Below are 8832 nucleotides of genomic sequence, written 5' to 3'. Positions count from 1 at the left end.
GGATACGACCCCGCCGGTCACAAAAATATAATTAGTTGTCATGCTGAACCTGAGAGTTTAGGTTTAAAGACGATGGAAGAACCAAGACGGGAAAGTAGTATACCCGAACCTTGGTTTCGCTACAAACACTCTCCGCACCAGTGGGCGTTTTCGCCCTTTTTACCGTGCAGAACATCGTCTTGCTATCCGTTATAATTCAATATATTAACGCAATTAAAATTCAACAACCATCCATCAAATGAATTAAAACACCTTACATTTCAGTTTCTTGCTTTTTAACTTGCTGCCAGGCAGATTCCATTTCATCCAGTGTCGCGCTCTCCATGGTTTTACCTGATGCTGTAACTATTTGTTCTACCTGACGAAAGCGACGTTCAAACTTGCGATTTGCTGCCTGTAAGGCATTTTCAGCTTTATGCCCTAAATGGCGAGATAAATTAACGGTGGCAAACAGTAAATCGCCAATTTCCTCACCCAATTTTTCTTCATCCACCACAGCTTGTCGCGCTTCGAACATCACTTCATCGATCTCTTCGTAGACTTTATCGAGCACCGGCCCTAGAGTGTCCCAATCAAAGCCGACTGATGCACAGCGTTTCTGAATTTTATGCGCTTTCATCAGCGCGGGCAGCGCGTCAGGGATATCATCTAATGCCGAATATAACGCCTTCTCCGCCCTTTCCTCGGCTTTACGCGACTCCCACCCTGCCAATGCAGTGTCACTGCTAATTATAGCGTCTGAAACGTTTTGCGGCGCATCAGGGAACACATGCGGATGGCGGCGTACCAACTTATCGCTGATGGCATGACAAACATCATCGAACGCAAATAGCCCTTGCTCCTGCCCCATCTGTGCATAAAACACCACCTGAAACAGCAAGTCCCCCAATTCATCACGAAGATCGTCGAAATCCTTACGCTGAATCGCGTCAAGCACCTCATAGGTTTCTTCTAATGTATAAGGCGCAATCGTGTCGAAGGTCTGCTTACGATCCCACGGGCAGCCATGCTCCGGATCACGCAAAGTACGCATAATATCCAACAAACGTTGTAGTGCTAAAGCGGTAGTACCAGGGGAAGTCACTGATTGGGTCATTACTATTTATCACTTTTGTTATTTTGCACAATATCAGCGGAAAGGATAGGCAGAAGAGTAAAGTGTCCGCGCCACAGATGGCGCGGCTCAAGCCCCCAAGGATGCTTGTTTTAACAAAAGAAGTACGGCGTCTTTACGATCTGCCTATTCTCTCCGCCTCAGATACATTATTTATCAATATGCCAAAGCGCAGTAGCCGTTTATACCCTTCTCCCTTAAAGTCGCAGGGTTGTTAGCGGCGCTCACGCACCCGAATCACTTACCTGAGTAAGTTCATCGGGATTTGTTTGCTTGCCGCCTACCTGCAACTCCAATGGCTTTGGGTATAGATAATTTCAATTGCCGTGGAGCCGACGGGCGTCTATCACATCCGGCAACTGATTCAGCTTGGCCAACACCCGACCCAGCACCTGTAGATTGTAGATCTCGATATCCATATCGATGGTTGCCATCATCTTTTTGGTATCACTACGGCTGGCAACCCCCAGTACATTGACCTTTTCGTTCGCCAAAATGGTGGTGATATCACGCAGCAAGCCACTACGATCATTGGCGGTAACCCGTACCACCAATGAATAACCACTAGAATAGCTTTCGCCCCAGACCGCATCAACAATTCGCTCAGGCGCATGGGATTGCAATTCAGCTAGCTGCTCGCAATCAGCGCGGTGAATGGATATCCCCCGTCCTTGAGTGATAAAGCCAATAATTTCATCACCTGGAATAGGCTGGCAGCAGCGCGCAATATGGTGCATCAGATTGCCGACACCTTCGACGACAATGCGCCCACTGTCTTTGCTAGCATTACGCGGCGCTGGCTGATGTTTATTGTTCAGATGACGTAAAGCCTCTAAATCCGCCTCTTCCGCCGTCGGCTTATTCAGTTTGCCTTGCAGGAAGTTGACCATCTGATTCAGACGGATATCCCCCCCGCCAATCGCCGCCAACACTTCATCCATAGAATTCATGTTATAACGCGGTACCAGCAACTTCTCCGCCTCTTTCAGGCTGATATCCAGATGCTCCAGCTCGTCATCCAGCATCTGCCGGCCAGCAAGAATATTCTTGTCTCTATCTTGTTTTCTAAACCAGTTATGAATCTTGGAACGACCACGGCTGGTGGTCACATAGCCGAGGTTCGGATTCAGCCAGTCACGGCTCGGGTTAGGCTGTTTCTGGGTGATAATTTCAATCTGATCACCCATCTGTAGCTGGTAAGTAAACGGCACAATTCGGCCACTGATCTTAGCCCCAATACAGCGGTGGCCCACATCGCTATGAATATGGTAAGCGAAGTCCAGCGGTGTCGAACCTGCTGGTAAATCAATGACATCACCTTTCGGCGTAAACACATAGACCCGATCGTCAAACACCTGACTACGTACTTCATCCAGCATTTCACCGGAATCCGCCATCTCTTCCTGCCACGCAATCAATTTACGCAACCAGGCAATCCGCCCTTCGTAACCGGAACGACCGGCGGCCACCGCACCTTCTTTATACTTCCAGTGCGCAGCAACCCCCAGTTCAGCATCTTCATGCATCTGACGGGTACGGATTTGAATTTCGAGTGTTTTGCCACGCGGCCCAAGCACTACGGTGTGGATCGACTGATAACCATTGGGTTTAGGGTTAGCGACGTAATCATCAAATTCATCAGGTAAATGGCGGAAATGGGTATGGACGATACCGAGTGCGGCATAGCAATCCTGTAAGCGCTCCACTACCACCCGTACGGCTCGCACATCAAACAGTTCATCGAAGGCCAGCGACTTCTTCTGCATTTTGCGCCAGATACTGTAGATATGCTTGGGGCGACCATAAATGTCGGCTTTGATGCCTTCATCTGCCATAGCTTTGTGCAATGTAGCTACAAAATCATCAATGAATTGCTCACGATCGATACGACGCTCGTGGAGCAATTTGGCGATTTGCTTATATTCATCTGGATGCAAATAGCGGAAGCAGAAGTCTTCTAACTCCCACTTGATCTGGCCGATTCCCAAACGGTTAGCCAGTGGCGCATAGATATTGGAGCACTCTTTAGCCGCCAGCACGCGTTCGTCTTCCGGTGCATCCTTCACTTCACGCAAATGAGCAATACGCTCTGCCAATTTGATGACCACACAGCGGAAATCTTCCACCATCGCCAATAACATACGGCGCACATTATCCACTTGCTCAGAGCTCATGGAGTCATTATGGGTCGCTTTCAACTGACGGATGGCATCCATATCGCGCACACCGTGCACCAGATAAGTAATACCTTTACCGAATTGTTCGGTCAGCGTAGCTTCATCCACCACGTTGGCATCCACCAGCGGGAACAGTAGCGCCGCGCGCATACTGTCATTATCCATGCTAAGGGTGGAAAGAATTTCAACCATTTCAAGGCCGCGCCACAGCAACAATGAGGCATCGGGATGGTTTTGCGTCTGCTGCTCACAATACCGCCAGGTTTCGGCCAGGCGCTCACCTGACTGCGGATTAGGAAGCCCCAAACTGGCTACCCAATCGTCGAGAGCAAACTCGCCCGCTGGATTCAAATGTGCACTTCGTACCGCGACCATAACTTCTCCCTACTTTGCGACCCCTGGCTCCTGCATGAACAGCGCCATAGATTCAAGATGCCCGGTGTGGGGAAACATATCCAACATTCGCACCTGAGCAAGACGGTAACCAGCGGCTAACAACACCTGACTATCTCGTGCCAGCGTGGTGGGATTACACGAAACATACACCACCCGCTTTGGCGCCAGTTTAACTATATGTGACATGACCCCGGCCGCACCTGCGCGGGCGGGATCTAACAATACTTTATCGAACCCTTGTGTTGCCCATGGCTGACAACTGATGTCAGATTCCAGATTTTCATGGAAAAAAGACACATTGGGCAACGCGTTATTGAGAGCATTATACTGCCCATTCGCTACTAACGCCGCAACTCCTTCCACGCCAACCACTTCGCGGGCCAACTTTGCCAACGGCAAGGTGAAATTGCCCATTCCGCAGAACAGATCCAGCACCCGCTCATCAGGCTGCACATTGAGCCATGCTATAGCCTGAGCCACCATTTGCTGGTTGACTGTATCATTAACTTGAATAAAATCACGCGGATGAAACGCTAAGCGTAGACCTTCAATCTGATAATAGGGTTCCTCACCAATCAGTTTTTCCACATTATCACTATCACCAGCCAGATAGACGGAGACCTGCTCTCGTTTGGCAAAGTCAATTAACGCCGCACGATCTACCTCTTTAAGGGTATCAAGGTGACGTAAAACCATCAACGGACCATTAGCGGCCAAGACCAGCTCTACATGTCCAAGGTGGCGAACAGCCTGTAAGCCCGATAAACAGTGATAAAGTGGCTGTAACAAGCGCTCCAATTCAGGCCGTAAAACTGGGCAGTGCTTGATGCAAACTAAATCATGAGACTCAGTTTGGCGAAACCCCATTTGCAATCGATGCTGCTTGGGTTGATAAACCAGCCCTAACCTCGCCCGCCGCCGATAGCCGTATTCCGGCCCGCAAATAACCGGGTCTAATTCAGGGCAAGCGCCAGCCTCTCGCATAATCAAACGCTGGAGTGAATCTGCTTTGCTCATTTGCTGTAGCTGACTATTAGCGTGTTGCTGCTGACAGCCTCCACAAATTCCGAAGTGAGGGCAAGCAGGAACGACCCTTTCGTTGCATCGGTTCAACAAACGTTTAAGCTTACCGCGACTATATTGGCGCTTTTGCTCAGTAAGCTCAATTTCAGCTTGCTCTCCTGGCAACGCACCGGGAATAAAGATAGCTTTGCCTTGGTGGTGCGCTACCCCTTGCCCAAAAGGGTCAAGCGAGTTTACGGTCACAGTTAGCGTTTGTTTGGTCGTCACACGTCGGTTTGGAGAGTAGAATTGCGCCATAATGATTGATCAAGCATCGGTTTCGTCAGCTGCTAATTCTCCCACATTGGAATACCATGACCAAATACAGTCTTCGCGCGCGCATGATGATTTTAATCTTGGCCCCCACGCTGCTTCTTGGGCTGTTACTCAGTACGACCTTTATGGTCAATCGTTATAATGAATTGCAAAAACAATTAGTTAACGCGGGAACAAATATTATCGAACCGCTGGCAGTTGCCAGTGAGTACGGAATGACCTTTCGCAACCGCGATACTGTCCGTCAGTTAATTAATCTTCTTCATCGTCGCCATTCGAATATTGTTCGGTCAATATCCGTTTTTGACGCAGATAATAATCTTTTTGTCACATCTAACTATAATTACAATTCCTCACAATTAAGATTGCCGAAAGGCGATGCCATTCCCAGCTCACTGGTGCTTTCCTATCGTGGCGACTCTTTAATTCTGCGAATGCCTATTGTTTCAGAATCCAACCTGTCCAGTGACCGGGCTTCCGATGCGGATATCACCAATCGGCCATTGGGCTATATCGCCATGGATTTGGACTTACAATCAGTGCGCTTGCAGCAATATAAAGAAATCTTTATTTCGACCCTGCTGCTGCTCTTCTGTATGTGTGTGGCTATTTTGTTTGCTTATCGGCTGATGCGTGATGTCACAGGCCCTATTCGTAACATGGTCAATGCTGTTGACCGCATTCGCCGTGGGCAATTAGACAGCCGGGTGGAAGGGCATATGCTCGGCGAGTTGAATATTTTGAAAAACGGCATCAATTCGATGGCAATGTCACTGGCGGCCTATCACGAAGAGATGCAGCAGAATATCGATCAAGCCACGTCAGACTTGCGTGAAACACTGGAGCAGATGGAAATCCAGAACGTGGAACTGGGATTGGCGAAAAAACGGGCACAAGAAGCCGCGCGAATTAAATCTGAATTTCTGGCTAATATGTCCCATGAGTTACGTACCCCACTCAATGGGGTGATTGGCTTTACCCGCCAAACACTGAAAACATCCCTTACCCCAACGCAAACTGACTATCTGCAAACTATTCAGCGATCAGCTAACAACTTATTATGCATTATCAATGACGTGCTGGATTTCTCCAAGTTAGAGGCTGAAAAACTGATTCTTGAGCATATCCCGTTCTCACTCCGCGGCGCGCTGGATGAAGTCATTATTCTGCTGGCACACACCGCCCATGAAAAAGGCCTGGAACTGACCCTGCATGTTAATAAAGATGTGCCGGAACAAGTGATTGGCGATGCCATGCGTTTGCAGCAAATAGTCACAAACTTGCTGGGTAATGCAATTAAATTCACCGAACAGGGCAATATTGATATTCTGGTGGCGGTACGAGCCATAGCCAGTCAGCAGGTGACGCTGGTGGTCGAGATTCACGATACCGGCATTGGTATTTCCGAATCCCAGCAAGCCCAATTGTTCCAGGCATTCCGCCAGGCCGATGCCAGTATTTCGCGTCGGCACGGGGGGACTGGCCTTGGGCTAGTTATCACCGAAAGATTGGTGAAAGAAATGGGGGGTGATATTAGCTTCCGTAGTCAGGTCGATCGGGGTTCGACTTTCAGGTTCCACCTCACCTTGAATCTCAATGAAGCCATTCCCTCTCGCCGCCCTGATATGTCGCATCTGGAAGGGAAAACACTGGCCTATATTGAGCGAAATGCCGCAGCGACAAGAGCAACATTAGATATTCTCAGTATCACGCCGTTGCAGGTGACTCATAGCCTGACGTTAGCCCAATTGCCGATACAACATTATGATTTCCTGCTCGTCGGGGTGCCTATCCCGTACCGCAATAATATGGCGGTTCATCAAGATAAACTGATCGCAGCAATGAAAATTTCCGAGCAAGTTATTTTGGCACTGCCGAGTCAATCACAGGTAGAAGCAGAACAACTTAAACAGATCGGTGCTAAAGCATGCCTGGTTAAGCCCATATCCGCTAACCGGTTAATTCCTTTATTGTCTTATGAAAAGGCGCATTGTGAATTGCCGGTGGTAGAGCCAGTACACAAGCAACCCAAGCTGCCTTTCAAAGTGATGGCCGTTGACGACAACCCGGCAAACTTGAAATTAATGGGGACTTTGCTGGAAGAACAGGTTGATGAGACGGTGTTATGTGACAGCGGCGCAAAAGCCATTGCCTATGCCCGTGAAAATACGCTGGACATCATTTTAATGGATATTCAAATGCCGGAAATTGACGGCATCCGCGCCAGTGAAGTCATTCATCAGATGTCACATCATCAGGATACCCCGATTATTGCGGTCACGGCTCACGCCGTTAGAGGGCAACAGGAACAATTACTAAAATTGGGTATGGCTGATTATCTCGCGAAGCCTATTGATGAAGCTCGGTTGATACAAGCACTTTCGCGTTATCTGCCTGATAGTGCTCCACAGCCCCATGATGAACAGTCTCACCCTTTACAACAGTCTCACGCTTTACAACCCTCTCACACTTTACAACAACAGGGTGAGGGCGAGGCTCATATTCAGTCAGTGGCGCAATCTGAATGTAAAGAGTCAATAGATTGGCCACTCGCGGTGAGGCAAGCGGCAAATAAAGAAGCGCTGGCTAAAGACCTCTTAACCATGTTGTTAGAGTTTACGCCACAAGTGACACAGCGCGTGCAGGCGATTCTAGCCGGTAGCCATGACGATGATATTCTGAATTTGATTCACAAATTCCATGGCAGTTGTGCATGTAGCGGAGTGCCGCGACTGCGGCAACTGTGTATGACGATTGAACAACAATTACGTCAACAAACTGACGTACAAGACTTGCAACCTGAGTGGCTTGAATTATTAGATGAGATAGATAACGTCCGCTTTGCCGCCCGAAATTATCTCGGCGCAGCCTGATACCGGCACCACAAAATCTAAATAGAAAGGGCACAACGATAAGTAGTTGTGCCCTTTGTGGCAGTATTTATACTTTTACTACATAAACTCCGGTTACTGCATCAGCAGATAGAGTGAAGTATCACCACGCTGAATGCTCAACGCCAATACCGATGGTTTGGTATCAAGGATTTTCCGCAGCTCACCCAGATTCTGAACTGGTTGCTGGTTGACACCCATGATGATATCGCCTTTTTTCAGGCCGATACGCGCAGCAGCAGTGCCAGGTTTCACACTATCAACTTTCACGCCTTTCTTACCATTCACATCAGAGTTGCTCAGCTCAGCCCCTTCAATACCAGTGTAGAGATTACCGGAATCAACTTGTGTTTGGCTGCTTTGCTCTAATGTCACTTCCACGTTGACAGGCTTACCGTCGCGCAACAGACCCAAGGTCATTTTGCTGCCCACAGGCAGAGTACCAATCTCGGCACGGAAGCCAGCGAAGCTATTGATGGCTTTGCCATTCATGCTGACAATCACATCACCCGCTTTAATCCCTGCTTTAGCCGCAGCAGATTTTGGCAGTACTTGACTGATGAAAGCGCCTTTCTGCGCATCAACCTTCATGGCTTTCGCCAGCTCAGAGTTCAGCTCTGTGCCCATGATACCCAGCTCACCGCGCTTCACCTGACCAAATTCAACCATCTGTGAGGTCAGGTTTTTCACCATGTTACTTGGGATAGCAAAACCGATACCGATGTTGCCGCCATCCGGTGCCAGGATAGCCGTGTTGATCCCGATCAGCTCACCGTTCAGATTGATCAGTGCACCACCGGAGTTACCACGGTTAATTGCCGCGTCAGTCTGGATAAAGTTTTCGTAGTTTTCCACATTCAAACCACTGCGGCCCAACGCCGACACGATACCGGAAGTGACGGTTTCACCCAGGCCG

Annotated in this window: 5 protein-coding genes; 1 reads left to right on the top strand and 4 read right to left on the bottom strand. The window is 48.8% G+C overall.

Annotated features, from left to right (window positions below; all coding sequences use genetic code 11):
- Positions 1 to 253: 253 nt before the first annotated feature.
- The 3 genes from mazG to rlmD form a co-directional block, all read right to left on the bottom strand.
- Entirely contained in the window at positions 254 to 1096 is an 843-nt protein-coding gene (gene mazG, locus ACNSO8_RS01480) for a nucleoside triphosphate pyrophosphohydrolase (RefSeq protein ID WP_418393608.1), read from the bottom strand.
- A gap of 335 nt (positions 1097 to 1431) precedes the next feature.
- A complete protein-coding gene (gene relA, locus ACNSO8_RS01475; protein ID WP_418393607.1) occupies positions 1432 to 3666 on the bottom strand; it encodes a GTP diphosphokinase in 2235 nt (744 codons plus the stop codon).
- A gap of 9 nt (positions 3667 to 3675) precedes the next feature.
- Entirely contained in the window at positions 3676 to 5007 is a 1332-nt protein-coding gene (gene rlmD / locus ACNSO8_RS01470) for a 23S rRNA (uracil(1939)-C(5))-methyltransferase RlmD (RefSeq protein ID WP_418393606.1), read from the bottom strand.
- 56 nt (positions 5008 to 5063) lie between these two features.
- Between rlmD and barA the strand changes: the two genes are divergently transcribed.
- Complete coding sequence (barA, locus tag ACNSO8_RS01465) at positions 5064 to 7898, top strand: two-component sensor histidine kinase BarA (RefSeq protein WP_418393605.1); 2835 nt, start codon at positions 5064 to 5066, stop codon at positions 7896 to 7898.
- Between the two features lie 93 nt (positions 7899 to 7991).
- Here barA and ACNSO8_RS01460 read toward each other — a convergent pair.
- The coding region (locus tag ACNSO8_RS01460) for a PDZ domain-containing protein (protein ID WP_418393604.1) at positions 7992 to 8832 on the bottom strand (841 nt) is incomplete at its 5' end.

The organism is Yersinia sp. LJYL362 (assembly GCF_048323875.1).
The sequence above is the reverse complement of the archived record's forward strand: the minus strand, read 5'-3'. Positions and strand labels throughout refer to the sequence as shown.

Coding starts and splice junctions, on each gene's coding strand:
- mazG (WP_418393608.1), bottom strand. CDS start 1,096: ATGACCCAATCAGTGACTTCCCCTGGTACTACCGCTTTAGCACTACAA.
- relA (WP_418393607.1), bottom strand. CDS start 3,666: ATGGTCGCGGTACGAAGTGCACATTTGAATCCAGCGGGCGAGTTTGCT.
- rlmD (WP_418393606.1), bottom strand. CDS start 5,007: ATGGCGCAATTCTACTCTCCAAACCGACGTGTGACGACCAAACAAACG.
- barA (WP_418393605.1), top strand. CDS start 5,064: ATGACCAAATACAGTCTTCGCGCGCGCATGATGATTTTAATCTTGGCC.